The 25,748-nt window shown below is 59.5% G+C and carries 21 protein-coding genes; 9 read left to right on the plus strand and 12 right to left on the minus strand.

The genetic code is table 11. From position 1 onward, the window contains the following. Positions 1-123: 123 nt before the first annotated feature. Positions 124-936, plus strand: coding sequence for a M949_RS01915 family surface polysaccharide biosynthesis protein (locus BT204_RS09710; protein ID WP_072446630.1), 813 nt, complete (start codon positions 124-126; stop codon positions 934-936). A 108-nt stretch (positions 937-1,044) separates the two neighbouring features. Next, on the plus strand, positions 1,045-1,959 hold the full coding sequence (locus BT204_RS09715) for a site-specific integrase (RefSeq protein WP_072446632.1): 915 nt from the start codon (positions 1,045-1,047) through the stop codon (positions 1,957-1,959). 140 nt (positions 1,960-2,099) lie between these two features. Here BT204_RS09715 and BT204_RS09720 read toward each other — a convergent pair whose 3' ends face one another. Beyond that, a complete protein-coding gene (locus tag BT204_RS09720; protein ID WP_072446634.1) occupies positions 2,100-3,296 on the minus strand; it encodes a multidrug effflux MFS transporter in 1,197 nt (398 codons plus the stop codon). A 157-nt stretch (positions 3,297-3,453) separates the two neighbouring features. Here BT204_RS09720 and BT204_RS09725 point away from each other — a divergent pair, with 157 nt between their 5' ends. The 7 genes from BT204_RS09725 to BT204_RS09755 all read left to right on the plus strand — a co-directional run bounded on the left by BT204_RS09725 (position 3,454) and on the right by BT204_RS09755 (position 10,682). Beyond that, positions 3,454-5,067 carry a methyl-accepting chemotaxis protein gene (locus tag BT204_RS09725; protein ID WP_054896497.1) on the plus strand — a complete coding sequence of 538 codons (1,614 nt, stop codon included), beginning with the start codon at positions 3,454-3,456 and terminating at the stop codon, positions 5,065-5,067. A 134-nt stretch (positions 5,068-5,201) separates the two neighbouring features. After that, a complete protein-coding gene (locus tag BT204_RS09730; RefSeq protein ID WP_072446636.1) occupies positions 5,202-5,747 on the plus strand; it encodes a hypothetical protein in 546 nt (181 codons plus the stop codon). A gap of 592 nt (positions 5,748-6,339) precedes the next feature. After that, positions 6,340-7,173, plus strand: coding sequence for a phytanoyl-CoA dioxygenase family protein (locus BT204_RS09735; protein ID WP_054896447.1), 834 nt, complete (start codon positions 6,340-6,342; stop codon positions 7,171-7,173). 12 nt (positions 7,174-7,185) lie between these two features. Continuing rightward, on the plus strand, positions 7,186-7,602 hold the full coding sequence (locus BT204_RS09740) for a RidA family protein (protein WP_072446639.1): 417 nt from the start codon (positions 7,186-7,188) through the stop codon (positions 7,600-7,602). A gap of 90 nt (positions 7,603-7,692) precedes the next feature. Continuing rightward, entirely contained in the window at positions 7,693-8,355 is a 663-nt protein-coding gene (locus BT204_RS09745) for a TetR/AcrR family transcriptional regulator (RefSeq protein ID WP_054896445.1), read from the plus strand. A gap of 186 nt (positions 8,356-8,541) precedes the next feature. After that, positions 8,542-10,026: a flavin monoamine oxidase family protein gene (locus tag BT204_RS09750; RefSeq protein WP_054918971.1), complete on the plus strand. Its 1,485-nt coding sequence runs from the start codon at positions 8,542-8,544 to the stop codon at positions 10,024-10,026. Further along, positions 10,026-10,682, plus strand: coding sequence for a c-type cytochrome (locus tag BT204_RS09755; protein WP_054896443.1), 657 nt, complete (start codon positions 10,026-10,028; stop codon positions 10,680-10,682). The genes BT204_RS09750 and BT204_RS09755 overlap by 1 nt, the downstream gene beginning before the upstream one ends. 88 nt (positions 10,683-10,770) lie before the next feature. On the opposite strand, the gene BT204_RS09760 is transcribed toward BT204_RS09755, so the two are convergent. The 11 genes from BT204_RS09760 to BT204_RS09810 all read right to left on the minus strand — a co-directional run bounded on the left by BT204_RS09760 (position 10,771) and on the right by BT204_RS09810 (position 25,727). Next, a complete protein-coding gene (locus BT204_RS09760) occupies positions 10,771-11,433 on the minus strand; it encodes a hypothetical protein (protein WP_054918970.1) in 663 nt (220 codons plus the stop codon). Positions 11,434-11,472: 39 nt separating this feature from the next. Further along, on the minus strand, positions 11,473-12,129 hold the full coding sequence (locus BT204_RS09765) for a c-type cytochrome (RefSeq protein ID WP_054918969.1): 657 nt from the start codon (positions 12,127-12,129) through the stop codon (positions 11,473-11,475). Between the two features lie 9 nt (positions 12,130-12,138). Then, a complete protein-coding gene (locus BT204_RS09770) occupies positions 12,139-13,611 on the minus strand; it encodes a flavin monoamine oxidase family protein (RefSeq protein WP_054896440.1) in 1,473 nt (490 codons plus the stop codon). A gap of 191 nt (positions 13,612-13,802) precedes the next feature. After that, complete coding sequence (locus BT204_RS09775) at positions 13,803-15,170, minus strand: NAD(P)/FAD-dependent oxidoreductase (protein ID WP_054896439.1); 1,368 nt, start codon at positions 15,168-15,170, stop codon at positions 13,803-13,805. An 11-nt stretch (positions 15,171-15,181) separates the two neighbouring features. Then, positions 15,182-16,420, minus strand: coding sequence for a thiolase family protein (locus BT204_RS09780; protein ID WP_054896438.1), 1,239 nt, complete (start codon positions 16,418-16,420; stop codon positions 15,182-15,184). 13 nt (positions 16,421-16,433) lie between these two features. Further along, positions 16,434-17,993 carry an AMP-binding protein gene (locus BT204_RS09785; protein WP_054896437.1) on the minus strand — a complete coding sequence of 520 codons (1,560 nt, stop codon included), beginning with the start codon at positions 17,991-17,993 and terminating at the stop codon, positions 16,434-16,436. Between the two features lie 10 nt (positions 17,994-18,003). Continuing rightward, positions 18,004-19,137, minus strand: coding sequence for a saccharopine dehydrogenase family protein (locus tag BT204_RS09790; protein WP_054896436.1), 1,134 nt, complete (start codon positions 19,135-19,137; stop codon positions 18,004-18,006). 54 nt (positions 19,138-19,191) lie between these two features. Then, positions 19,192-20,475 carry an acyl-CoA dehydrogenase family protein gene (locus BT204_RS09795; RefSeq protein ID WP_054896435.1) on the minus strand — a complete coding sequence of 428 codons (1,284 nt, stop codon included), beginning with the start codon at positions 20,473-20,475 and terminating at the stop codon, positions 19,192-19,194. A 242-nt stretch (positions 20,476-20,717) separates the two neighbouring features. Next, on the minus strand, positions 20,718-21,662 hold the full coding sequence (locus BT204_RS09800; protein WP_054896434.1) for a WD40/YVTN/BNR-like repeat-containing protein: 945 nt from the start codon (positions 21,660-21,662) through the stop codon (positions 20,718-20,720). A 10-nt stretch (positions 21,663-21,672) separates the two neighbouring features. Continuing rightward, positions 21,673-24,075 (minus strand): efflux RND transporter permease subunit, encoded by a 2,403-nt coding sequence (locus BT204_RS09805; RefSeq protein ID WP_054918963.1) that lies wholly within the window; start codon positions 24,073-24,075, stop codon positions 21,673-21,675. 8 nt (positions 24,076-24,083) lie between these two features. Then, positions 24,084-25,727: a DUF1302 domain-containing protein gene (locus BT204_RS09810; protein WP_054896432.1), complete on the minus strand. Its 1,644-nt coding sequence runs from the start codon at positions 25,725-25,727 to the stop codon at positions 24,084-24,086. Positions 25,728-25,748 lie beyond the last annotated feature (21 nt).

Consider the following 25,748-nt stretch of genomic DNA (forward strand, 5'->3'; position numbering starts at 1 on the left):
TCGTACGAGACGCTTGGTTCAATCTGAGCGAGGCGATCAGCCCAATGCTCGCCCTTCAACAATCTTCTCTGCATTGGCGCTCAAGTGCCGGTAAAGTAAGCCCTCTCTTGCCAGGGTACTCGGATGAATAGCGTGCAGCTTTTACGCGGCCAGTTGCGGCCAGCGCTGATGGGATTGTTGATGACGGTGGCCTGTGTCACCAGCGTGCGGGCCGATCAAGGCGTCGCGCTGACCCCGCTGGACCAGGTGCCGGACGGGGTGGAAGTGCGCGGCAAGCAGGTCGCGGCTTATACCTGGGATGACCGCCAAGGCAAAAACCTGCTGGTACTCGCCGAGCAAGTCGGTGAGCGCGATGACGATGGTACCCAATCGGCCTTTGTCTACGCGGCGCAATACGTGCTGAGTGGCGAGCGCCCCAAGCGCGTGTGGATGCTGTACGACGATGTGCAGCACTGCGAATTCGACGCAGGGCTGCGCTTTGACCGGGCTGCCACCAAGGTCACCGACCTGCTGGGCGACGGCAATACCCAGGCCACGGTCGGTTATTCGCGGGCCTGCACCAGTGATGTCAGCCCCAACGAATTCAAGCTGATCATGCATGCCGGCAAGTCCGAGAAGTATCGTCTGCGTGGCCTTGACCGCTTGGGCGCCAGCTGGTGGGACGAGGACGCTGGTGCCTTGCGCGGCATGCCCCTGCCCACCGACTGCAGCGTCGCGGCGCAGCAAGCGCTGGTCAGCCAATACAAGGAGCAGGGCACCGAACTGCCACTGCCAGGTTGCTATGGTGACGAGAAGGACTTTGCCAAGGCGCCGGACAATTACCTCGCCTTTATGCGCCAGCATTGGTTCGCGCTGATGCAGCAACAGGACGCTGACTGGAGCCAATCCCAGGCCCAACCCCAGGCAGCCAGCGAAGACGACGAATCGGCCCCGTGATTTTGTGCCAGGGCCGGTCCTGAGTTAGACTCGGCCTTCGCCAATCCACTAAATACATCGACTAATCAAATAGTTGGTCGGTGTATTTAATCCAAAGGCTGATCTACCTTGACCGAGTCCATTTGCAACCCACTGACCCTATATCTCACCCGCCTGGCGCCTTCCAGCCAACTGACCATGCGCTACGTGCTGCAGGATGCCGCCGACCGCTTGGGTTTCGAAGACCTCAACCTCGAAGAGATTGACTGGCACCTGCTGCAGCCTGAACACGTCATCGCACTGGTGGCTGCCTTGCGCGAGGACGGCTTAGCGCCGAACACTTCGTCGCTGTATGTGAATGCGGTGCGCGGGGTCATGAATGAAGCGTGGCGCATGAGCTTGATCAGCCAGGTCCACCTGTTGAAGATGCGCTCGGTCAAGGCCACACCTGGCACGCGCCTGAGCCAGGGCCGCAACCTGCGCCGCACCTTGATCCGCGAGATGCTCGACGTCTGCGCCGCCGACCCTCGGCCCCAGGGCCTGCGGGATGCCGCAGTGATCGGCCTGTTATATGGCTCGGGCATGCGCAAGTCGGAGTCGGTGAACCTGGACCTGGAACAGATCAACTTTGACGAGCGCAGCTTGCGCGTGATCGGCAAGGGCAACAAAGAGCTGGTCAAGTACGCGCCGGACTGGGCGTTTGCCAAACTGCAGGCCTGGCTGGCGTTTCGTCGCGAGCACCTCAAGGAAGGCGAGCAGGACGACAGCTTCCTGTTCAACCGCATCCGGCGAGGCAGCCATATCACCCGAGAGCGGATCACCAAGCATGCGATTTACTACATCGCACGCCAGCGCGGTGATCAGGTGGGGGTCAAGATCATGCCCCATGATTTCCGTCGTTCGTTTATCACCCGGGTGATCGAGGAGCATGATTTGTCGATTGCGCAGAAACTGGCGCATCACACCAACATCCAGACCACTGCCAGCTATGACGTGCGTGACGACAATGAGCGGCGGCGGGCGGTGGACAGGTTTGATCTATAGGTTCGCGCCCGCCCTTGTAGGAGCGAGCTTGCTCGCGAAAAACGTCAACGATAATGCGTGCTTCCTGAATGAACGCGGCGCCTGTGAGTCTTTCGCGAGCAAGCTCGCTCCTACAGGGGGGGATACGTCCGATGGCGATCTCAGGATGAGGCCAGGTGGGCCGGCAAGCGACGTATGGTCCATAGCGTGGTGAGCATCGCGGCAAGCGCACACAGCGCAATGCCAATCAACATCGGCGCCGGTGTATGGTCGGCAAAGATACCCACCAAGGTCATCGCCACAGCCGCTGTGACCATCTGGATCGCACCCAGCAGTGCAGACGCAGAACCTGCCACCGCACCATGATCCTCCAGCGACAGTACCCCGGCCGCCGGCAATAGCAGGCCAAGAAAGCCGAAACCGATAAACAACAGCCCCATCATCAAGCCCAGGCTGTCACCCCACAGTGTGGTGCCCGCCAGCAAGCTCATGACCGCCGCCACGCCCACCACCGACCAGCGAATCAACGGCGCCAGGCCAAAGCGGGCGCTGAGGCGGGCGGTCAATTGGCTCATGGCGAAAAACGAGGCCGCGTTGAGCGCAAAGCACAGGCTGAACTGGGTCGGTGTCAGGCCAAAAAACTCGATGTACACGAAGGGCGCGCTGCCGATGAACACGAAGAAGGTGGCCAGGCCAAACCCGCACACCACCGACAAACCCGTAAAGACCGGGTCGCGGAGGAGGGCGCCATAACTGCCGAACGCCTGGCCCAGTGTCTTGCCCAGGCGGCGCTCGGCTGGGTGGGTTTCTGGCAGTTGTACTGCGGTCATCACCAGGCACAGCACGGCCACCACCGCCAACACGGCAAACACTTCGCGCCAACTCCAGATCGAAATCACCAGGCTACCGGCCAGTGGCGCGAGGATCGGCGAAACACTCATCACCAGCATCAACAAAGCCATCAGACGCGCCGCTTCATGGCCGGTGTACAGGTCACGGACAATCGCCCGTGGAATCACCATCCCCGCACAGGCACCGAACGCCTGCACCGCACGAAAGCCAATCAACACTTCGATGGTCGGTGCCAGCGCGCAGCCGACACTGCCAATGGCAAAGATCACCAGGCCCGCATAAATCGGCGGTTTACGCCCGAACACATCGCTGAGGGGGCCGTAGAACAACTGGCACACGCCGATAATCATAAAGAACACCGTCAAACTCATCTGCACGGCCGCCGGCGAGGCCTGGAGGCTGGCGCCCAGGGTGGGCAGCGCCGGCAGGTAGATGTCGATTGCAAACGGGCCAACGGCGGTGATCAAGCCCAGCAACAGGGCGAGACGGGCGATACGTTGAGGCATTTGGCAGATCCAGGTAGAGCAACGGACGGTCAGCTTAAGGGAACCGCGCAGATCCGCAAACTTAGGCTTCACTAACAAGCAACAGCTGCCGATACAGCTAGCAGCGACATTGAAACGGTTGGGTTCCCAACCGGCGTTCCTGGCACGGGGTACCACTATGACGATCAAATTACGCTTGGTGCTGTTGATTGCGACCGGGTTGCTCACGGCTTTGATCATGAGCCTGGCTGGCTACCTGGGCAATACGCGGATGGCCGATGCGGTACAGGACAACGACGTCAGCATGACGGTACTGCGCAACCACATGGAAGCCGACATGATGCACGACGCCCTGCGTGCGGATGTACTGTCGGCGATGTTGGTCGGGCTGAGCAAAAGCACCAGTACGCCGGCCGAGGTCAACAGCTCGATCAAGGAGCATGCCGAGCACTTTCGCGAGGTGCTGGCGGACAATCTCAAGCTGCCGTTGGACGCCTCGATCAAGGCCAGCCTGGAAAAAATCAAACCCAGCCTGGACACCTACATCAGTGCCGGCGAGCGCATCGTCGCGCTGGCCCTGGAGAATCCAGAGGCCGCACGAGGGGAACTGCAGACCTTCAATGCCGCGTTCAGCCAGTTGGAAGAACAAATGGCGGCGTTGAGCGAACTGATCGAAAACAATACCCAACTCACCAGCACCGGTACCCGGCAAACCATCAGTAACGCTAACTGGACCTTGATTATTGTATTGGGGGCGAGCCTGCTGTTGCTGCTGGCACAAGGACGTTGGGTGACCCTGAGCATCATGGGGCCGTTGCGCACCGCCAGCCGTATTGCCCAGAGCATTGCCCATGGCAACCTGAGCGAGCCGATTGCCGAACCCAAGAACCAGGACGAAGCCAGTGCACTGATTCGCAGCCTGGCGACGATGCAGCGGGATTTGCGCGGCATGATCGAAGTGGTTCGCAGCAATGCCCATGGCGTGAATGGCATGAGCGAGCGCCTCAGCCAGGGTTGCCATGAAGTGGCAGGCAGCAGCCAGCAACAAAGCGTCGCCGCCAGCACCATGGCCGCCGCCGCGAGTGAAATGACCGCCAGCATCGAAGAAATCACCCGTCACGCCCAACGTGCCCTGGACATGGCCAGCCAGGCTGAAACCCTGGCCAAGGACGGCGGCCGCGTCATCCACCAGGTGGTCAGCGACATGGACGGCATCGCCCGTTCTGCCCAACAGTCGGCGCAAGTGATCCGCACGCTGGACAAGGAGTCCGAGGCGATCTACAGCATTATCCAGGTGATCAAAGGGATTGCCGACCAGACCAACCTGCTGGCCCTGAACGCCGCCATCGAAGCCGCCCGCGCCGGTGAACAAGGGCGCGGCTTTGCAGTCGTGGCCGACGAAGTGCGCAGCCTGGCCGGACGCACCAGCGCCTCCACTCAGGAAATCGCCAGCATGGTCGGCAGTATCCAGCAAAACACCCGTGAAGCGGTGATCAGCATGGAGGAGGGTGTTGCCCAAGTGGACAAGGGCATGGCGGTGACTGCCGAAGTGGAACGCGCCATTCGCGAGATCCTCCAGGCCACGTTGAGCACTACTGAATTGGTCAATGATATTTCTCGCACCATCAGTGAACAGAGCTTGGCCAGTAATGAGATTGCTCATCAGGTGGAGAGGATTGCGGGGATGTCGGAAAGTAACAGTCGGGTGATTGGCGAGACGGCGTCGACGACGGATGAATTGTCGAGTTTGGCGGGGAAGCTTTCGCAGTCGGTGGATAGGTTTAGGCTCTGAGGCATGACAATCAGATATAACTATACTAAATAGTCATTTAGCATAGTTATTCTTTATGGCTATATTATGAGGGCAGGGTAGCCCACCTGATGAGCTATGTTCCGATGGCATGCATCTTTAAGGATCTCTGTTAAATGAATCACTTTCCAGGCTGGATGCTCGAAAGCGCCCATAATTATCTCAAAGCTTCTGAGCTTCTAGACGCCCAAAACCTCCCACATGTTTCCATGGTTAACGCAGCGATTGGCATGGAAATACTGCTGAAAAGCTTCATTTTTGTACCAGACCAGCATCAAGATACGTCCGGTGAAACCTACACGATTGACGTTGATGCACTCAAAGCGGCTCACAAGCATCTTCAGTCAACCGGCAAGACGCCAGCCGATCAGCGTCGTGACGGTCACGATCTGTTGACCTTGTTTCATGCCGTGCCTGCAGACATTCGTAAAGCGTTGGCCTTGGACAGCCAAGAAGATTCGTTCGAGCGGTACCGAGATGTTTTCACCAACAGCCGGTATCAGTACGAGTCGAGCAGCTGGAAGTTTTCCGATCCGGTGCTAATGAGGTTGCTGCGGTGGACGCTGGCCAACGTGGTTGGTTATCACAAGGAGCGCGGATCGGAGGACGCATTCATTGTGAGTTACATCGCCAGTCTGCAAGCTGGACCAGGTGATGCGTAAGAGCCCGTGCCAGGCTTCAAATCTGACCACCAGAGCCCTCCAACCCCGCATACGACGGTTCGCATAATGTATATTATGTTAAATAATGTATTATGTCGGATATGTTCATAAGCGACGTAAGTCACTGATTCGACGAATTCGTTATTACGCCTACTCTCCCAATGAGCCATGTCCATAGTGCTCATGACGAGTCCTCTTCAGGTCAACGACTACCGCTGCTCGGGCAAGCTGGTGACGCGCGCCGTTGCCCATGCTTGTCCGCTCATGTACGTCCAACTCAAACTCAGGCGCCGCGTTTTCAATACTGCGGCGGCGCATCTACGATGCGATCCAGGCTTTCTATAGCTACGCAAAAAGCCGATACCTGGATAAGGGCTGTGCGCTCAGACAAGGTGATGCTTGGCACCGAGTGAGGACTGCGCAGCTGAAACCCTCATCTTTGATCGTGACGGCGCCGTTGCTGGTATGCACAGATCTTCAAGATTCTGTCATCGTAATGGCTCTTCATAATTAACATAACTGCCGTTGTGTTTAATTTTGAGGGCTGCTAGCATCGAAATTGCCACGTGGCATTTTCGAGGAGAAAGCTCTCATGCAACTCTCTGTGCGAAAGGCGTTCCTGGAAGACGGGGCCGTCCTGATCAAAGGTTTTCTGAACAAAGATCAATTGGCTGAGTGCCGGGCAGCCTATGACTGGGCAGTCGAGAATCACGGCCCTCATGCAACCCGAATGTTCGACGGGACTGAGCAACAGTCCCATGTTGACAATGCCAACCCCGTCGCCAAAGCCCGTCTTGAAGAACTCGTAACCTCCCTGCCCTTTGGCCAGCTGTTTGCGCAGCTCTGGGGCTCGGAAAACGTGTGGTACTTCGCCGAAGAGGTGTTTCTCAAAGCAGGTGGGCGCGGATCTCGCACGCTTTGGCATCAGGACACGTCTTATCTACCATGGGCCGGAAGCCACTGGGCCAATGCCTGGATCAGTTTTGAATCAGTGCCGAAGAAAAACGCTTTGGAAATCGTTCGAGGTTCGCACAAAGGACCACGCTACGACGGCACTACGTTTCGCGATCCTAACGATCCGACTCAACCGCTGCATGGCGGCGACGCATTACCACGCCTGCCGGATATCGAGGCGCTGCGCCAAAACGATCCCGAATCATTCGACATCATTTCGTGGGCTACCGAGCCTGGCGATATCGTCTTGCTGCATCCGGGTTCACTGCATGGTGGCGCTCCAGTGGATGAAGCTTTCCCGGATCGTCACACCTTCGTTTTCCGTTTCTTTGGCGACGACGCCACCTTCCATCCTTTACCAGAAAACAGCGCGAGCGGTTACCCGCAGCAAGGCGTGCTGTTTACTGAAGAACTGTCGACCCTGAAAGCGGGAGACGGCTTCCGCCACCCAACGTTCCGCCAATTAATATAAAGGAGCATTGCCATGAACACTCAAGTCCTGCAGCGTCAGTCCTTCAACCCTGGTCACACCCAGGCAATCTACGACAACTTCCACTTTTCCCAGGCAACACGCGTCGGCAACATGATCTGGGTGTCCGGCCAAGTCGGTATCGACGAGGCCATGGTTCCCGCCGAAGACATCCAGGCGCAATCCCATCTGGCGTTTCAGTCTTTGCGGACCATCCTCGAAGCTGCCGGCGCAAGCCTGGCTGATGTCGTCGAGTTGATGACGTTTCATACCGATCTGCAGGGCGAAGTGCACGCCTTTGGACAGGTAAAGGACGAATACTTCCCTGAACGTTATCCAGCCTGGACCGCTGTCGGCATTTCACAACTGGCAATGCCGGGCTTGCGCGTGGAGGTTCGGGCCGTCGCGGTGATTGGCAGCGGTCGAATCTGAACGATTGCATGATCGCGACGTGCCAAGCCAAAATGGCGTTCGCAGCCGCTGCCGGCTCAACGCCTTCAACCAACGGAATCACTTTCTCTCATGCATGATGCTCAAGCGCCTTCCACGGATAGTCAGCACTCCAAAGACAGTGATTCAGCGCCCGCCCCACGTCGCGGCCGCCCGGTAGGTAATCGTCTGGAAAAACGCGGTGAACTGTTGACTGCAGCCATCGAAGTCATTGCGCAGGAGGGTTATGCCGGGACGTCTCTGCGCAAAGTTGCCAGCCATGCCGGCTGCACCACGGGCGCCGTGACCTATTACTTTGCCAATAAAGAAGAAATGATCACGGCGGCGGCGCAGAGTCTGTTTGACGAGTTCGATCACTTGCTGGATGCCGATCAGGAAAAAGTCGATATCAGGGCAATGATCGAGCAGTGGTTGAACCTGACTCAAGCCAACGACTCGGCGCGTTGGCTGGCCCTGTTTCAGATGCTTGCACACGCCCGGCACGAACCGGTGTTTGCCGACGTAATCCAGAAACGTTACTCGCGCTTTCGCGAGGATCTCGCAAGCATTCTGGGCAAAGGACAAACCCAGGGCATCATTCGCAAGGACATTGCTGCCGATCTGCTCGCCGATCAGCTCAGCGCGCTGAGTGACGGCTGGATGATGATGTTGCCAATCGAGCCAGAGCGATTTGAAGCCAAACGCAGCAAGGCCTTGATGGATGCGGTCATCACGCTGATCAGCCCCGCTCGCTAAACCCTACCCTGCCCTCAGGCATCCAGAAGATTCGCTTCATTTGCGCAGCGAATCCTGCTTGATGGCGCCCGCCTATCTCTCACCCCCTCGGTTAATCGCCATTGCGCCGATTTCACTTTGCTGAATTCCTGTTCCGTCATATATTTGCATAACATCTGTGATTATAACTAAAAGACGGAGGTGACGATGGATGCGGATCTCGATGAACTGTCGACGCAATCACGACAGCGACGATTGTTATTGCAAGCGGTTGGAGGCTCGGCCCTCGCCGGAGGGCTCGGTGTCACCGGGCGTGCGATGGCGCAAACCCAACCTTTAGACACCTCGATACTGGATGTGGTGATCATTGGCGCAGGCCTGTCCGGGCTTACGTCTGCCAGAGACCTCCAGGCCGCTGGCTGCGAGTCGTTTGTCGTGCTTGAAGCCCGCGATCGCGTCGGTGGTCGCACCCTTAACCATGACCTAGGCAATGGCGTAATCTGCGAGGCCGGTGGGCAATGGATCGGCCCCGGTCAAACGTCAATCGCCGATCTGGCCAGACAGCTTGATGTCGCAACCTTCCCTACGTACTACAAGGGCAAGGCGGTCTATCTGATAGACGAGGTAACAGTCCAAGAGGACGTCAGCGATGGTCCGAACTCCAATACTGACATCGTCGCAAAACTGAACAAACTCGCCGAAGGCGTCCCCAGCAAAGCGCCGTGGAAAGCCAAGGATGCGGGTGAGCTGGACAAACTCTCGATTGGCCAATGGCTGGCCGGGCAAGGCATCAGCAATGTCGACAAGATCGGCTTCAACATGTCCGTGAGCCTCACCTTCGGTACCACGCCGGCCGGCATGGGGCTCCTGCATTACCTGGCGATGATCAACTCCTCTGACTGCCGTCTCGAAAAGCTCGAAGGTGTCCAAGGGGGTGCACAGGAATCACGTTTGGTAGGCGGCTCGCAAATCCTCAGCTTGAAGATGGCGCAAGCTCTCGGAGAAAAAGTCCGATTGGCGTGCCCAGTGCGCAAGATTGTCGGTTGGGATCGTGATGTCGTCGAGTTGCATACCGATCAGGGCATCATGCGCACGCGGCAGGTGATTGCCGCGCTGAGCCCGGCGCTGTGCAATCAGATCGTCTTCGATCCACCCCTGCCCTCCGGGCGTGCCGAGCTGCATCGGCATTGGCCGGCCCATGCACCGATGCGCAAGACCGTGCACGTCTATGAGCGCCCGTTCTGGCGCGACCAAGGCCTCAACGGCCAGATCGTGCAAGTGGAAGGTCCGCTGATCTGGGCCTTTGACAATTCGCCGGAGGACGCCAGCCTGGGTGTGCTCAGCGGCTTCGTCAGAACTGGCCAATTACCCCATGACCCCAAAACCGCGCAGGACACCTTGTCGGCGATCTACGCCAGCGCCATGGGCGAACAAGCCCTGCACCCGATTCAGTTTCATGATCTGGACTGGGGCAAGATCGACCCGTGGAGTTTGAGTTGTATTTCCCCCATGCCTCCCGGTTTCTGGACGCAATGGGGCGAGTATCTGACGCCGGCGGTCGGCCGCATGATCTGGTCGGGTACCGAGACTGCGCAGATCTGGGCCGGGGCAATGGACGGTGCAGTCCGCGCCGGACATCGCGCGGCAATGGAAGCGCTCCAGGCGTTACTTCAACCTCGGAGGAACGCCTGATGAAGCGGATTATGATGGTTGGAGCCATCGTCGTGAGCGCAGCGTTGGCCGGATCAATTGCGATGTATGGACCGGAACTGTGGGCGGGCTATCGTTTCATGCAGGCCGTGGATCAGCACGACGCTGCATACCAGGCCAATGGCGGTGCGTGGCCACAGTTACAGGACACCTGCGCGCTTTGCCATGGCGCTAACGGTCAACCGCGCGACGCTCAATACGCAGCGCTTGCAGGGCAGACCGCAGCGTACATCGAAAACCAGTTGCACGCGTTTGCCGAAGGACGTCGCCACAGCGCACAGATGGAGCCACTGGCGGCCAATCTGACGGACGAGCAGATCAAACGTCTGGCCGCCTATTTTTCCGAACAGAAACCTGGTGTGACTGAAGTCCCGACGAAGGATGATGCGCTGGACCAGCGCGGTCAGCGTGTGGTCGCCGCCAACGGGTGTGCAGCCTGCCACGGCGAAAAACTCTCTGGCGGCCCCCTGGCTCCGCGTATCGCCGGACAAGGGCAGCTTTATCTGAGCGATCAATTGAGCGCTTTCAAGTGTGGCCAACGCACCGATCCGACGCAGGCCATGAATGCCATGGCGGGCACCCTGTCCGATGAAGACATCAAGGCCGTGGCGCATTATCTGGCCAAGCTGAACCCTTGATCCTGCACGGGCAAGGATGCCCCCCGCCCTCCTCTGCATCACGCAAAAAAGCCGCCAGAACGGCGGCTTCGAACACTTCAACTACCCCTCAGCGCGTTTGCAGAGCTGCCATTGCGCCCTTCGCGCGCTCCAGCGCGCAATACGCGTAATGCAGGTGCACCAGCAGATAAGCCCAGGTCGTCAGTGCAAGCACGTAGAAGTTCAGCAGTACATTGCTATCGTCGCCGGGGATCTTGTAGAAGTCGTAGATGCACGCAATGGTCAGTGAGGCGAGCATGCCAAACATCACTCCGATCGCGTGCAGTGACTCTCCAACGGTTGCCAGGCGTACTGCGAAATACACCAGGTAGACCGAAAATATCACCCACATCAGCACGTAGAAATACGGTAGGAGCGGGACCAGAACCTTGGCCGAGATCAACGCGAGTGTGCCCAGCAGAGCGCCGGCAAACATCATGAGTTCCTTGCCCACAGACGGCTTGTAGGCATGCGTCACCGCCATCAGCCCGAGCGCGGTAATCAGCGGAATCCCAAAGGCTCTGGAGAACGCGTCGCAAAAGTATGAAATCAGGTAGGCATACTCCGATCCCGTCAGGAAAAAAACCAGGAAGTTTGTTGCGGAAAAGGCAACCACAAACCACTCCAGAGCCAGTAGCAGGTTTCTTTTCTTCAGAAACCTGATGCCGAAGGTCAGCCCATTGGCAAGCAGCAAGAAACAGGCAAGGCACAGCACAATATTTCTCGGTTCCATAACGATAGCCTCGGTACAGCTGACAGATAATTTGATGGATTAGCGGGGTTGAGGAACGAGTGCGGCCAGATAAGCCGCAATCGCTTGGCGCTCCTGCGCTGACAGCGCTGCGGCCATGGCTTGCATGGCACCACTGGGCTCAATGCGCTCGCCGCTGGCAAAAGCGTTGAGCTGGGCCAAAAGGTAGTCCTGCCCTTGTGCAGCCAGGCGTGGGAAGGCGTCTTGGCCCATCAGTTGGGCACCATGGCAGGCGGTGCAGCCTCGGGTTTGCACCAGTTGTTTGCCCTGATCCCTCAGCCCCTCGTCAGGACTGACAGCCGCATGGGCAACGACCGATTGCCGGGCATAAAAATTCGCCAGTAGATCAATATGATCCGGGCTGAGGGTCATCGCCAACGGCCCCATGTTGGGCGCAAGCCGTTGTCCGCTCGCAAAATTGCGCAACTGGGCAGACAGATACGCGGCGGGTTGCCCGGCCAGGCTCGGATACCTCGAGTTCATCGAGTTACCGTGGCTGCCATGGCAACCGGTGCAGGCATCGGTCAGATGGGGCCAGTTTCCGCGTTCGGCCTGGTAGGCCTCAGTGGAGGTGGTGATGTAACTCTGCAGCCGATACAGATCGAGCAGATCGCGGCCAAAAATCGCCAACAGCACCGCAATGACCACGATGACGCCAAGCGCTATGATTTTTTTCATTGCCGCCTCCTACACCCTACGTAATGCGTTGAGCACCTGTAAGGCGCTGTGGCGTCCGGCGCGCACGGCACCGTCCATGTAACCTGCCCAGATGTCAGCGGTTTCGGTGCCCGACCAGAACAGATTGCCGCAGGGCGGACGCAGTGCCTCGCCATGTGTCGACCAGAAACCGGGGGGAATCGGCGACACGCACGTAATGGTCCACGGGTCGGCATGCGCCCAGTCATGATCGTGATAGGAAACCGGCTCGAGCGCTGCGTCCCCCAGGGCACGTGCATAGATTTCGGTCTGCATACGCTTCGCGGCCTCTAGGTCGGTGGGGGCTGCGGCATTCAAAATGAACGCATTGATCACACCGATTTCGCCGTTTGGCGGCGAGTTGTCGTATGCCCAGATGACCGGCCCACCGACCTGAATGATATGGCCGTTCAAGCCTTTGTCGCGCCAGAAAGGCCGCGGGTAGACCATTGTGGTCTTGCGTGCCGGCGAGTGCGCCGGCCAGGCTCGCTGCAGGGCGGCGCGGGTTTCGGGCAGCGGTGGATCGTACTGCAGGCGTTGGCACAGTGCTGGATGAATCGCCATGATCACGCGCCGGGCGCGGATCTCGCCCTGATCCGTTTGCAGTCTGACGATGTCGCCGTTCCAGTCAGCAATTTTGCGCACCGGGCACGACAAGCGAACCTTGTCACCCAGCAATTGCGCCATTTTGCTGCTGAGAACCTGTGAACCGCCGACGACCCGCGTCCCTTGCGCGCTGTCCTTGATCGAGTCGAGCCGCATGTATTCGCTGCCGGCCGAATTGATCATCGACAGAAAATGCAGAAAGCCCATCTTCGCTGGTGTGACGCCGCAGGTCAGGAGAAAGCTGGCATTCCACCCTGCGCGGTCTTCCGGTTTGATGTTTTGCTGAGCCAGCCAGTCGCCTGCCGAGAGCTTGTCCAGTTCGGCCAGTCGGGGGGATTTCCATGGCGCGCCGCACGGCACATCACGCGACAGCTCGCTGAGTTTTGCCGAGACGCTTTCGTCGGTACCGAAGGTGCCTTTCAAATCGACGGCGACACGTCCATCGCCACCGAGGATCACGGTTTCCCCCTCATAGAAACTGGGAAAGGTGCCGACCTCAAGCTCACGGGCCAGGTCCGCTACGGCGGTTTGTCCGGGGCCGATCCACTGGCCTCCGGCCTCGGAGATATAGCCGGAACCCAAGTCATGATTTAGCGTGCGGCCACCGACACGATCACGCGCTTCAAGCACCAGCAGCGACTCGCAACCCGCCAGATGCAGATCACGAGCGGCGGTCAAACCAGCCAGGCCGGCACCGATGATCACCACATCAAACACATCGTCCGGGTTGTCTTTGAGCAGCGCATCGGCGGCAGTGGCCAGGCCAATGTTCAAACCGATCGATCCCACGGCGGCAGTGGCACCGGCCAGTTTAAGTAGTTGCCTGCGCTTCAAATCAGGAGGGGCGTCAGTGCTCATGTTCGTTGCCTCACATCACGTTATTGTTGAATTGAACGCCCGTGGCCGAGCGTGGGTGCGGCAGTAAAAAAGGGGTGACGAAAACGCAAACATTCGTTTGTCTTTCTGCAGGCGAACGCCTACCGGCCCCAGGACTTCAAGGTCAGCGTCATCATGCAAACTCAGCGTGTTGGTTCTATAAGCCTCAGCCGTCAGGCATGAGGGCGCGCAACTTTGCGGTTGGTGTATTCGTCCAGCAGATGTGCCCCTCCCAGCGCCACATTCACGGCGCACCACTGCAGCGGTTCGGGCAGGGTTTTCGGGGTTTTATGCCGCAACGCGGCGAGCAGCGGATGCTCGATACCGCCGATTCTTTCCGCCAGCAGGTGACCGATCAGCGACTGCGATGCGACGCCGTGTCCGGAGCAACCCGCGGTATAGAGAATGTTGTGGTGCGACCCGGTTTCGCCCACCACCGGCAACGCGTCGTAGGCCATGCTGACGTAACCACTCCAGCACGCTTGAATGCCGACACCGCGTAACGTCGGGAAACGCACGCCAAGGTTGTCTTGCAACGCGCGGTAGGTCACCTCATCGGGAATGTTCGGGGTTTTCGAGCCGTAGGCATAACCCAGCCGTTTAGTGGTCATCAGCAGCGTATTGCGTGCGGTCAGGCGATGGCTTTCCATCACCAGGTGCGGCGTGGTCAACCCTTCCCGCCCTGCCCAGCCCAGCGATGCCAACTGCTGTGGTGTCAATGGCTCGGTTTCGACCGCCGACACTCGAAATGGAACGACTTTGTCGCGCAGAAGACCGAGTTGCGGCGTATAGGCATTGGTGGCCAGCACCACTATCGGCGCGCTCGCCTGCCCGCGTGGCGTCCGGCAGGTGATCGTCGACCCGTCGGAGTACGACTCAAGCTTGGTGTTTTCATACAGCCTCACTCCCGCCTGAAGTGCAGCGCGGCGCAGGCCCATCACATATTTGCCAGGGTCCAGCGTACCGCCGTGGCGTTGCAGGCAGCCAAACAGAAAGGCCGGTGGAATCCCCCGCGCGCGCATTTGTGCCTGATCCAGAAACTCGGTTTGCGAACCCAATTCGTGGCCCACGGCCATGCTTTTGCGCAGCCTTTTCTCCTGCGACGGATGGATGCCCGCCCTGATGATGCCCGATGCGTTGTAGTCGCAGTCGATCTCCAATTCGCGTAAGCGACCTTCGACGTAGGCGACAGCTTCGTCATAGAATTTGACGATTTTTTGCGCTTTTTCCTTGCCAACACGTTTCAAGAATAACTCGAACTCAATGCCGACGCTGCCGCCCAGATAGCCGGCATTCCGCCCGCTGGCGCCGAAACCGGCAAACGCCTGCTCCAGCACCACAACCTTGGCCCCCAACGCCGTCAGTTCCAGGGCGGTGGACAGCCCGGCGAAACCGCCACCGATCACGATGACGTCCGCGCTGACATCGCCCTCAAGCTCGGGTTGCAGATCAGCCGGAGTTTCGACCCAGCCACCCAGCCGACGGAAATGCCCGCCGGCGAAGTGGCTTTCCAGCTCTCGTGATTGGTAGGTCATGGACATGTGATGTGCTCCTATCGACTCAGGATGTGAATAGCGACGGCTGCTTCCTCTACACCTTGCAGACCGCCACCGTTTTCCTGGATGGCATGCCGCGCACCGGGTACCTGGCGTGCACCGGCCTCCCCGCGCAACTGGGTGGTCAGCTCGTACAACTGACCGATCCCTGTCGCACCCAGCGGATGGCCCTTGGATTCCAGGCCGCCAGAGGGATTGATCGGCAGGCGACCACCCAGGGTGAAATCGCCGCGTTCGGCACACACCCCACCCTCCCCCAGCGGCGCAAGCCCGAGGTTTTCCGCCTGGATGATTTCGCCCATGGCCGAGGCGTCGTGCACTTCGGCCACGTGCATGTCCTGCGGGCCAAGGCCGGCGATTTCGTAGGCTTCACGCGCTGCCAACAGGCTGACGTGCTTGTGCGGCTCGTCGAGCCCACGCAGGGTGAAGCTGCGGATCACGCTGGCGGCGATCCGCACACAACGTTTCGGGTCGGCACCAATGCGTTTCAATCCCGCCTCGGTACAGAGAATCGCGGCGGCCGCGCCGTCGGATAACGGCGCACACATCGGCAGCGTGATCGGATAAGTGATCGGCGGCGCGGCGAGCACTTCTTCGATGGTGAAGGTCTTGCGAAATTGCGAATACGGGTTGTGCACCGAGTGTTGATGATTCTTGGCGCACACCGCTGCAATCTGTCGCTGAGTGGTGCCGTAGGTCTTCATGTGCCAGCGACACATGGCGGCATAGATGGCCATGAACTTGCTGTATGGACGATCGGATTCCGAGCCCGGCGGCACCACGATGCCCTCGCCCATTTTCACCAGCGTCGCGTAGTTTTCCTCGGCGGTGGAAACGTCCCAGCCGGTTTCGAACAGGGCCAGCGCCCGCGCCTTGTCCGGCACGTTCATTTTCTCCGCGCCCAACGCCAGGGCTACGTCGGTAGCCCCCGAGCGCAAGCTCTGCACTGCCAGATGAACCGCGGTACTGCCCGAGGCGCAGGCGTTTTCGACGTTGTACACCGGCACCCCTTCGAGGCCGATCTTGCTGCACAGCACCTGCCCGGGAATCGACAGTTGCCCTTGCAGATGACCGTTGGTGATCCCGGCGTAGAACACCGCACCGATATCGGCGCGCAGGGCACCGGAATCGGCGAGTGCGCCTTGCAAGGCCTCCAGCGCCAGATCCTGAAGGCTTCGGTCCAAGTGGCGACCGAACTCGGTCATGGCAATGCCGGCGATGTAAATAGGTTCCATCAGATCATTTCCCTCAGATACGCCGCTCAACGTTTTGCCAGTAATGGGCACGCAGATCTTTTTTCAGTACTTTGCCGACCGGGCTGCGTGGCAATGCATCAATGAAATCCACGGTTTTCGGCGACTTGACCGAACCGAGCCGGGTCTTGCACAGCTCGATCAACTCCTCAGCAGTGACGGTATGCCCGGCGCTCAACTCGACCACGGCCTTCACGCCCTCGCCCCATTGCTCATCTGGCACACCGATGACGGCGCAGTCCTGCACCGCCGGATGACTCCACAGCACTTGCTCGACTTCACTGGGATAAACGTTAAATCCGCCGGAGATGATCATGTCTTTCTTGCGGTCGGTAATGTGCAGGTAGCCGTGCACATCGAAATGGCCGATGTCGCCGGTGTGCAGCCAGCCATCGACGATGGTTTCTGCGGTTTTCTGCGGATCCTTGTAGTAGCCCTTCATCACCAGATCGCCGCGCACACAGATTTCTCCGGTTTGGCCCTGGCCGAGAATGTCTCCGGCGTCGCTGAGAATTTCCACCCGAACCAGCGGATTAGGACGGCCTACCGATGACAAACGCTCGTCCGTTGCAAGACGTCCACCGTGCAAATGTTCGGCGGGCGGCAGGTTGGAAATCGAGGCCGGCGCTTCCGTCTGACCGTAACCGCCGGCCATTACCGGGCCAAAGGTCTCGATGGCTTGCTTGAGCTTGTCCACCGACATCGGTGCCGCGCCGTACAGGAAATACTTCAACGAGCTGAAATCGACCTTCTGCGCCAGATCCGGAACATCCAGCAGTCGATAGATAACCGTCGGCGGTAGAAAGGTCTCGGTGACCTTGTATTTCGGAATCATTGCCAGCATCAGTGCAGGATCCGGCTTAGTAATGATCACCACGGTGCCTCCGCGCGAGGTGCACGGCAGGGACAGCGTGCCGGCGGTATGCGTCATCGGCGCCGCCGCCAGGTTGACCGGCGGATGCTCATCGGCATATGGGAAATTGATCATAAAGTGCGCGCAGAACGTTTGGATGCTGCGATGAGTGTTCATCACCCCTTTCGGCAGCCCCGTGGTGCCGCCGGTTGGCGAGAGCGCCACGACATCATCGAGTTGATACTCGACCTTCGGTGCCGTGGCCGGCTGATCCGCGATCCAGGACTTTAGCGACGGCGCCCCGGGCAAGTGCTCGTCAATGCAGATCCACAACCGGATTTTCGGCAGGCTCGAACGCAACGCGTCGACGATCGGCGCGAACTCTCGTTGAAAAAACAGCACCTCGCAGTCGAAGGCATCGAGCACGTGACGGTTCTCTTCGGCGCTGTTGCGTGCGCCGATGGGAATCCAGCACAGGTTGGCGCGCCAGAGCCCCAGGGTGCAGGTCCAGGCCACCGCATCGTTGGCCGACCAGACTGCGCCCTTGGTGCCGCCGGGCAGGTCGGCGGCTAACAGCGCGTTGGCGATCCGGCTAGACAGGTTGCGGACTTCGGTGAAGGTGAACACCCGATCGTCCTGGATGTACGCCGCGCCGTGCGGATTGATCCGCCAGCCACGGTCGAAGAAATCAATAATCGCCATGTTATTCACTTCACAGTTGAGTAACGGTTGCGCGGGCCAGGCCACGCTGCTCGAGGAAGCCCAGCAGATAGCGATGACCGAAGGCTTTCGAGGCCGAGGCGAAACCGGTTCTGGCGGTGTCGTTATTCAACAGTTTGACCACGGCTGCGGCGTGCAAGGCCCCGGTGGCGATGTAAGGCGTGATGCCATGCACGGTGGCACGCACGGCCGTCAGTTGACCACGACCGATTGCGAAGTCAACGGTGCGTTGCAGAGTGCTGCGTTCACGCGGTGGCATGCTCGGGGTGGTCGATTGCACGAGGCTCTGGATCACCGCGTCCTGCTGTTCTTTGGGCAGGTGCTTGTATTCGGCTTCCCACTTCTCACCCAGGCCGTGGACCATTTTCATCACCGGGTTGTCGTAGAAGCCGACACAGGACATGCAACTGCGTACCCGGCCATCCTCTTCGTAAAATACCGGTAGTGAAGTGCCGCCCCAAGGCAGGCAGAACACAGCTTCCAGCAGATCAGGACAAACCACGTTGAAGCTTGTGTTCGGCGCATAAGGCACCAGTTCCTTCTCCCACAGGTAGGCGCCGGGGTAACGGACGCCCTCGAAAATGGTCGCCGTTGAACCGACAGTCACCCCAGCGGCACCGGTGCGTGGGCCGCGGGTCAGTGTCGCGGTTTCCAGCGAATCGACGCCCGGTGTTTCCAGGGCCAATTCGGCGGCGATCTCGGCGTAGGTGTACATGTACGCCAGCGATGGCGACAGCAGCAGCCCGGCCTGGCGATACAGCTCGCCGAACTGATCACGCAAGGCTCGAATGTGCGCCTGCTCTCCGGCTGGATCCAGATAATGGCAGCCAGCTTTCAAGGCCGCTTCTACGGCAGTCAGGCCAAAATTGATGAACGGGCCGACCGTGTTGCACACCACGCGCGCACCTTTGAAAACCGAGACCAGCGCGTCGACCTCGTGGGCGCATTCAATGATTTCGTAAGTGGCCGACTCCAGGCCGACGACGCGTTGTGCCATCATTTCCTGAGCACGGGCGGCGTTGCGAGCGACGGCGGTGAACGGGATGTGCTGGTCGATCAACCAGTCCATGATCAGCATGCCGGTGTAACCACTGGCGCCATAGACAACGACAGGATATTTGGCCATCGGGATTTACCTCATTTGTTATTGTTGGATGAGTGATGTCGGGTGCATTCAGAATCAGTTGTTAGCCCAGCCTTCGGCGTACAGCTGCTGGGCGAGCAGCCCCAGGCGCATGGTCAGGACCCGGTTTTCGCCGTCCTCGATCAATGACGACTGGGTGTCACGCAAGAGTTTTTCGATCGGGTATTCACGGGTGGTGCCATTGCCACCGAACAGGCGGAAAGCTTCCTGCACAACGGCCATCGCCTCTTCGGTCACCGTGACTTTGGCGGAGGCGGTGGCGTACGGATGGGTTTGCGGCGACAGGCGCGCGAAGCTCAGCGAACGTCGGGCGACCGCACGGGCCGTTTCGACCCGACGCAACATGTCACCCAGGCGCAGACGGGTCATCTGGTGGTCGATCAATGGGTGCCCGCCCTGGCGGCGCTCATGGCAGTACTGCAGGGCCATTTCGAAGGCGGCTCGTGCGACACCGGTAAACACCTGGCCCATGTGGGTGCCAGCGAACGACCAGGAAGAACTGACGGCGCCGTAGTAGTTGTCGCGCTCGGCGATAGCAAAGCGCCGAGGCACTCGTACGCTGTCGAAGTAGATTTCGCCTTGAGGCAAGGATCGCTGCCCGATTTTGTCCAGCGGCTTGCCTTTGGACACGCCCTTCAGATCAAGCGGAATAATCAGCGCAATCCCGTGCGGCCGGCCGTTCTCATCGTAAAAACCGTCACCGTAATCGGCGCAGATCAAGCCCAGTGCCACTTGGGCAATGACGCCGTTGGAGACCCACGCCGAGCTCTGGCCGTTGAGGATGACTTCATCGCCAACCACTTTGGCGGTCAGGTTGCCGATATTGCCGAGCTTGCCCGCTGGCCAGTCTCGCGCCATGTCGAAGATCTGGTTGTCGCTGCCACGGTCGGGTTGGGTGGCCATCCAGCAGCCGATCCGGCCCTGGCAGAGTTCGACCAGTTCGGCATTGCCGGCGGCAACGGCCATTTGCAGAGGGAAACCGGCGCAGCCCAAAGAGATCGCCAGCCCGGCGTCGCCCCAGCCGAGTTCTTCACCGATCAGCGATTCGATTCGCACCGCCATGTCCGGCGGCAACTGTGCCAACAGCGCCGGGTCGAGGCCGAGCTTGGCGAACTCGGCAAACAGCGAGTAGTAAGGCGAGCCAGGGGCAACCACCTCTTCGGCGGTCATGCGGTCCAGCTCGCGACCCAATGGTCGCAACACTTCTTTGGCGAAGCGGTGCACGGAGGCCTGAATCGCAGCCTCCTCTTCCGTCAGCGGGGTTTCGAAACCGGTGAGTCCAGCGGCTGGCAGGGTGAGTGTCGACTTGAGCGAGATCATCAAAGTACCTCCATCGAGAGTGGCAGCCGCTGCGCTTGCAGCGTGCTGCGTCTTGTTATTTGCCATCGACTCTAACAAGCAAAATTAATTAACGCAACATTCGTTATGTTTATTATTTTGCACCTATAAAAACTCATTCAGGCATGGAAATTCGGCCGGAAATCAGCAGTTCGTTTGAGAAAAAATCGCGCCGACGTGTCGGGAAACGAGCATGGCGTTCGACTCCCGACATACCGCCGGTATCAGTGCCGAGAAACGACGCCTCTACGGGAAAAGACGATCGGCGAGCCATCCCCGTTCAGCAGTGTCGCCGTGAGCGAAACCCCGTCGCCGCTGGGTTGTTCATGGAAACTTTGGCCACCGTCGTCGCTGCGCACGATCAAACCGTCCAGACCTACGGCGATGACTGTTTGCCCGGAAACATCGATGGCGGTGACCGAGCTCTTGCTTTGCAGCGACACGCGCTGCCAACGTGCGCCGTCGGCGGAGCCGTGCAGCAACGTGCCGCGTTGCCCGCCCACCAGCAGCGAGCCGTCGCCCAGCACCGCCCCCGTCCACAGCGTGCCGCTGTAACCGGTATCCACATAGCGCCAGTGCTTGCCCTGATCGTCTGAGCGCAATAACTGGCCGCGTTCGGCGGTGGCGTACAAGCACCCTTCCCCATCGGCAAACAGCCCCATTAGGTTTAGGTCGGCCCGCTTCGAACCCGGCGGAGCTTCGAGTCGCTGCTCGGTCCAGTGCTTGCCGCCGTCATCGGTGGTCAGCACCAGCGACCACAGCCCCACCGCCACCCCTTGCTGCGGATTGAAAAAGTGCACGGCAAACAGTGGCCGATCTTCTGCACTGGAAAGGCGCTGCACCTGCCAGGTATCGCCGCCGTCAGTAGTGGCCAGAATCGCCCCCCAGTGACCAACGGCCCAACCCTGACGGGCATCGACGAAGGACACCCCCGTCAGAGGGGTGGCCAACGGCACGGATGTCGCTTGACGGAAATGCCCACCGTGATCATCCGACAACAGCACCACGCCGTGATCGCCGACGGCAACGGTTCGCTCCCCGGCCCGGGCAACGCTCAACAGCTTCGCGGCATTGGCGCTGGCCGTTTGTGTAGCCGGTACAGCCGACAAGGACGAAGCCTGCAATAACGCCGGCAACATCAGAACCAGTAAAGGCATCAGGTTTCGCATGGCTGTCTCCTCAATGCACCAGTGAGCCGATCAGGCGCACTGGGCGCCGTCGCGGGAATGTCCGCTCCAGCCATACTGCGAAGGCTGGGAGAACGGTCATAGCCATGATCATGTTGACCAGAAACATGAAGGCCAACAGCTTGCCCATGTCTGCCTGAAACTTCAGATCGGAAAACGCCCAGGTGGCGACGCCCGCCGCCAGGGTGATCGCAGTAAAAATCGTGGCGACGCCGACCTCCAGCAATGCATGCTCCACGGCTTTGGTGATCGGTTGCCCGAGCGCCTGATGCAGCTGCAAACGGTTATAGATGTAGAACGCGTAATCCACGCCGATGCCGACCGCCAGCACCATGACCGGTAAGGTGGCGATGGTCAGGCCGATCTGCAGCTCCTTCATGAACCAGTAGCCGATGAAGGTCCCCAGAGTCAGCGGCAGGCAGCAGACCAGCACTGCGCGCCAATCGCGGTAGACGACAAACACCAGCAGCGCGATAGCGCCGTAGACGTAAAGCATCATCGGCAACTCGCTGCGTTCCACTTCTTCGTTGATCGCCGCGATCACGCCGGCGTTACCGGACGCCAGACGTACACTCACCCCGGGCTGAGTGAACTGGCTGCGGAAAGCCTTGGCCGCGGTGATCACCCGGTGAATGGTGGTTGCCTTGTGATCGGCGAGAAACAAATGCACCGCGGTCATACTGCAATCAGGCCGCATCATGCCGGGCACGCGAGCCACCTCGGCGGCCATCGACGAGTAGTTGGTCGGGTCGATGGGCACCGCGTTCATTTTCGGGTTGCCCTCGTTATAGCCCTCGTTGAACTGGCGCAGGCTGTTGGAAAACGAGGTCACCGAGACCACACCAGGCACACCTTGCATGGCCCAGACAAAACGGTCCTGATATTGGCCGAGAGCGACGTTCTCGCAGTCGTTCGCACCGCCATCGACCTTGACCTCGAAGACCACACTGAGCCAGTCCAGACCAATGTCGTAATTGCTGGCGATCGACAGCGCATCCCGATTGAAGCGCGCATCCTCGCGCAGTTCCGGGGCTCCGGCCTGTAAAGAACCGACGACTCGATCATGGCTTTGCCACGCCGCCGTGACAAAGATCAGCACGGCCATACCCAGCACCCAGCGCACGTTGTGCCATTCGCTCAAACGGGCGAGACCGTGTAACCAACGGACACGGCGCTGGCGAGAAACTTCCTCGGCTGCGGCGTAACCGTCATGCACCCTGAGCATCGAGGCCAGCACGGGCAGCATCACCAGATTGGTGACGATCTTGAACGCCACCCCGAGTGAAGCGGTGATTGCCAGTTCCCGCACCATGGGTATCGGGATCAACAGCAACGTCACGAACGATACGAATGCGGTGACCAACGCCAGTGTGCCGGGAATCAGCAACCCACTGAAACTGGCACGCGCCGCGCCCTCCACCGACTTGCCGCAGGCGATCTCGCGAATGATGAAGTTGATCTGCTGCACGCCATGGGATACCCCTATGGCAAACACCAGAAACGGTACCAGCACCGCCAACGGATCGAGGCCATAGCCGAGCAGACGCAAAGCGCCGAACTGCCAGATCAGCGAAACCAGCGAGCAACCCACCGCCAGCAAGGTGAAACGCAGCGAATGGCAGTACCAGAACACCGCAGCCGCTGTCAGCAACAAGGCCAGCAGACAGAACTCGAAAACCGCCGAAGCGCCCACGGCAATGTCCCCGATCTGCTTGGCGAAGCCGATGATCTGGATCTCGAAATCCATGTCCTCGAACTGACCGCGAATCTGCTGCTCCAGGACCTGGTTGTAAGCCACATAGTCCAGGCGCTGGCCGTTAGTATCGAACTCGTTGAGGTCGACCGTGATCATCGCGCTGCTTTGGTCGCGAGCCACCAGCGTTCCGATAAAACCACCCTGCGCCGTCGAGTTGGCGATCATGGCTATGCTCGTATCATCGAGACTTTCCGGCGTTACCGTCCCTGGTACCAGCGGGTCGGCACGAAAGCCCTCTTCGGTGATTTCATTGACGAACGCGTTGGGCGTCCACAACGAACGCACGCTGCTGCGCGACACGTTGGGCAGAAAGATCAGCGCCTGGGTGACGTCATACAGACGGTTGAGCCCTGCCTGGCTCCAGATCGTCCCTTGGCGAGCCTTGACCACCACCGTCAACCGATTCGCGCCGAGCAAGTCATTGCGATAGGTCTCAAAGGTCTCGATGTATTCATGGCCGATGGGCAACTGCTTTTCAAACCCGGCTTCCATGCGCAACTGCACGGCAAACCAAGCCATGCCCAAGGTGAACAGCGCCAGGCTCGCCAACGTCAGCATGCGATGCGAGAACAGCCATTGTTCGATGCGCGGTAACACGCCGCGCGAAGTGCTTTGCTTAAGGTTCAGGGAACTGTTCACGGCGCGCCTCACAGGGTTCGGGAAACCACAAGGCCAACGTAATCGCGATCACGCAGCAGTTGATCGTAAGGGGTCTTGCCGCCCATGAACTTTGCGTAGTTGGCCGAGATTTGCCAGCTCGCCGGATTGCGCACGAAGTTGAGGTAGAGGTTCATGCTGCTGGCGTCTTCGGTGAAGGTGGCCGACAGGTTCGGGGTGCGTCCGTTGATCGAGCGCGAGTAGAACACTCCCGGCGTGACCTGCCAGCCAGGAACGAGCGTGTTGTCATAGGTCAGGCTCAAATCGAGGCTGATGCCAGAGGAGGTTTTGTTACCCTTGGCGCTCGGCGCGATGGCCGGGTCCAGTTGCCAGGTATTAAGGCCGGCGGCGATGGGTTCCCCGGCGTAGTCGTTATGCAGACCGGGGTATTTCACGACCACCAGTTCGCTCAACAAGGTACCGGTGCTGGCACCGGTGAATTCGAGCAAGGTCGGCGAGTTGGACGGCGTCATGCTGTAGATGCCGGTCAGGTGCCATTGCAGTTTCTTTGCGTCTTTCCAGCATTTGCCACCGTTGGCGGCGCAAGCGTCGATGACCGGGTTGAGCGGTACCGCATCCTTGGGACGATAGGACAACTCGGTGCCCAGTGCCCAGTCGCCGACCGGCATATTGGCGCTGATGCCGTACATCATGCGGTCTTCCGGATATTCCCAGGTCGGCGCCGCGGCGAAGGTTTGCGGATCCACCTGCACGCTCAGTGACGGCAGTTTGTCGTGATAACGCATCACGTACAGACCCAGGTTGAGATCGGTGTTGTCAGGCTGCCAGCGCAGTGACACGCCCCATTGGCCGCTGTTGCGCGCCTCTTTTTCATCGTACCCGTAGGTACCCCTGCCCTCACCCAGCGCGTGGGTGGTGGACCAATAGCTCCCTACCGGGGGCAATTCACTTTTGTTCCAATTGAACTGCCAATACGCCTCGATATTCACCCCGGCACCAAGCCCCGACGCCAGGCTCAACATCGGGGCCGGCAGCAAGGCTTCCTTGAGCTGGGTACCGGGACGCGACAATGCCATGACATCGTAAGCGTTGGTGTTGTTGATGCCGCCAGCAGCGAACAGACTCTCGCCCCAGTTGATCACCTGATTACCCAGGCGAGCGCGAACACGTTGGTCACCGACATCGAAACTCTTGCTCACCCACAGATCCAGCAGACGCGCCTTGAACTCCAGATCGTCTCGGGCGCCACTGGTGAGGCCGTCGCTACCGACACCTTCAGGCCGGTTAGCCGATAGCGCACCGCTGGTGTCGGTCGCGGCAAAGTCCCGAATCCAGCTACCGCGCGCCATGAACGTGTAGTCTTCGGGAAACTTCAGCACCAGTTCATGGATGCCTTTTATGTAGTTGGTGAACAGGTCGCCCCGGTCGTAGTTCAAGTCGCCCTGGTCACCAACACCTGCGCTGGGCGCCAGACAGCCGCTGGGTGGATTGTGCCCGCCGGGGCCGCTGGTGATAAGGTTGCAGCCGCGCGATTCGGTGCGCAGTCCCATGCCCACGGCGATGGTGGAGTCGAAAGAGCCGCGAATGTTTTCGGTTTCAAAGGTGAACGCCATGGCAAATGGGGTTGCACACGCGATGACAAGACCTGAGGTTCTACTGATTATTTTTTTCATGTCTGTTCCCGAAAGCCGCTA

The sequence above is a fragment of the Pseudomonas sp. NFPP02 genome (genome assembly GCF_900119355.1).
Lineage (GTDB): Bacteria > Pseudomonadota > Gammaproteobacteria > Pseudomonadales > Pseudomonadaceae > Aquipseudomonas > Aquipseudomonas paracarnis.

Coding starts and splice junctions, on each gene's coding strand:
- BT204_RS09710 (WP_072446630.1), top strand. CDS start 124: ATGAATAGCGTGCAGCTTTTACGCGGCCAGTTGCGGCCAGCGCTGATG.
- BT204_RS09720 (WP_072446634.1), bottom strand. CDS start 3,296: ATGCCTCAACGTATCGCCCGTCTCGCCCTGTTGCTGGGCTTGATCACC.
- BT204_RS09725 (WP_054896497.1), top strand. CDS start 3,454: ATGACGATCAAATTACGCTTGGTGCTGTTGATTGCGACCGGGTTGCTC.
- BT204_RS09730 (WP_072446636.1), top strand. CDS start 5,202: ATGAATCACTTTCCAGGCTGGATGCTCGAAAGCGCCCATAATTATCTC.
- BT204_RS09735 (WP_054896447.1), top strand. CDS start 6,340: ATGCAACTCTCTGTGCGAAAGGCGTTCCTGGAAGACGGGGCCGTCCTG.
- BT204_RS09740 (WP_072446639.1), top strand. CDS start 7,186: ATGAACACTCAAGTCCTGCAGCGTCAGTCCTTCAACCCTGGTCACACC.
- BT204_RS09745 (WP_054896445.1), top strand. CDS start 7,693: ATGCATGATGCTCAAGCGCCTTCCACGGATAGTCAGCACTCCAAAGAC.
- BT204_RS09750 (WP_054918971.1), top strand. CDS start 8,542: ATGGATGCGGATCTCGATGAACTGTCGACGCAATCACGACAGCGACGA.
- BT204_RS09755 (WP_054896443.1), top strand. CDS start 10,026: ATGAAGCGGATTATGATGGTTGGAGCCATCGTCGTGAGCGCAGCGTTG.
- BT204_RS09760 (WP_054918970.1), bottom strand. CDS start 11,433: ATGGAACCGAGAAATATTGTGCTGTGCCTTGCCTGTTTCTTGCTGCTT.
- BT204_RS09765 (WP_054918969.1), bottom strand. CDS start 12,129: ATGAAAAAAATCATAGCGCTTGGCGTCATCGTGGTCATTGCGGTGCTG.
- BT204_RS09770 (WP_054896440.1), bottom strand. CDS start 13,611: ATGAGCACTGACGCCCCTCCTGATTTGAAGCGCAGGCAACTACTTAAA.
- BT204_RS09775 (WP_054896439.1), bottom strand. CDS start 15,170: ATGTCCATGACCTACCAATCACGAGAGCTGGAAAGCCACTTCGCCGGC.
- BT204_RS09780 (WP_054896438.1), bottom strand. CDS start 16,420: ATGGAACCTATTTACATCGCCGGCATTGCCATGACCGAGTTCGGTCGC.
- BT204_RS09785 (WP_054896437.1), bottom strand. CDS start 17,993: ATGGCGATTATTGATTTCTTCGACCGTGGCTGGCGGATCAATCCGCAC.
- BT204_RS09790 (WP_054896436.1), bottom strand. CDS start 19,137: ATGGCCAAATATCCTGTCGTTGTCTATGGCGCCAGTGGTTACACCGGC.
- BT204_RS09795 (WP_054896435.1), bottom strand. CDS start 20,475: ATGATCTCGCTCAAGTCGACACTCACCCTGCCAGCCGCTGGACTCACC.
- BT204_RS09800 (WP_054896434.1), bottom strand. CDS start 21,662: ATGCGAAACCTGATGCCTTTACTGGTTCTGATGTTGCCGGCGTTATTG.
- BT204_RS09810 (WP_054896432.1), bottom strand. CDS start 25,727: ATGAAAAAAATAATCAGTAGAACCTCAGGTCTTGTCATCGCGTGTGCA.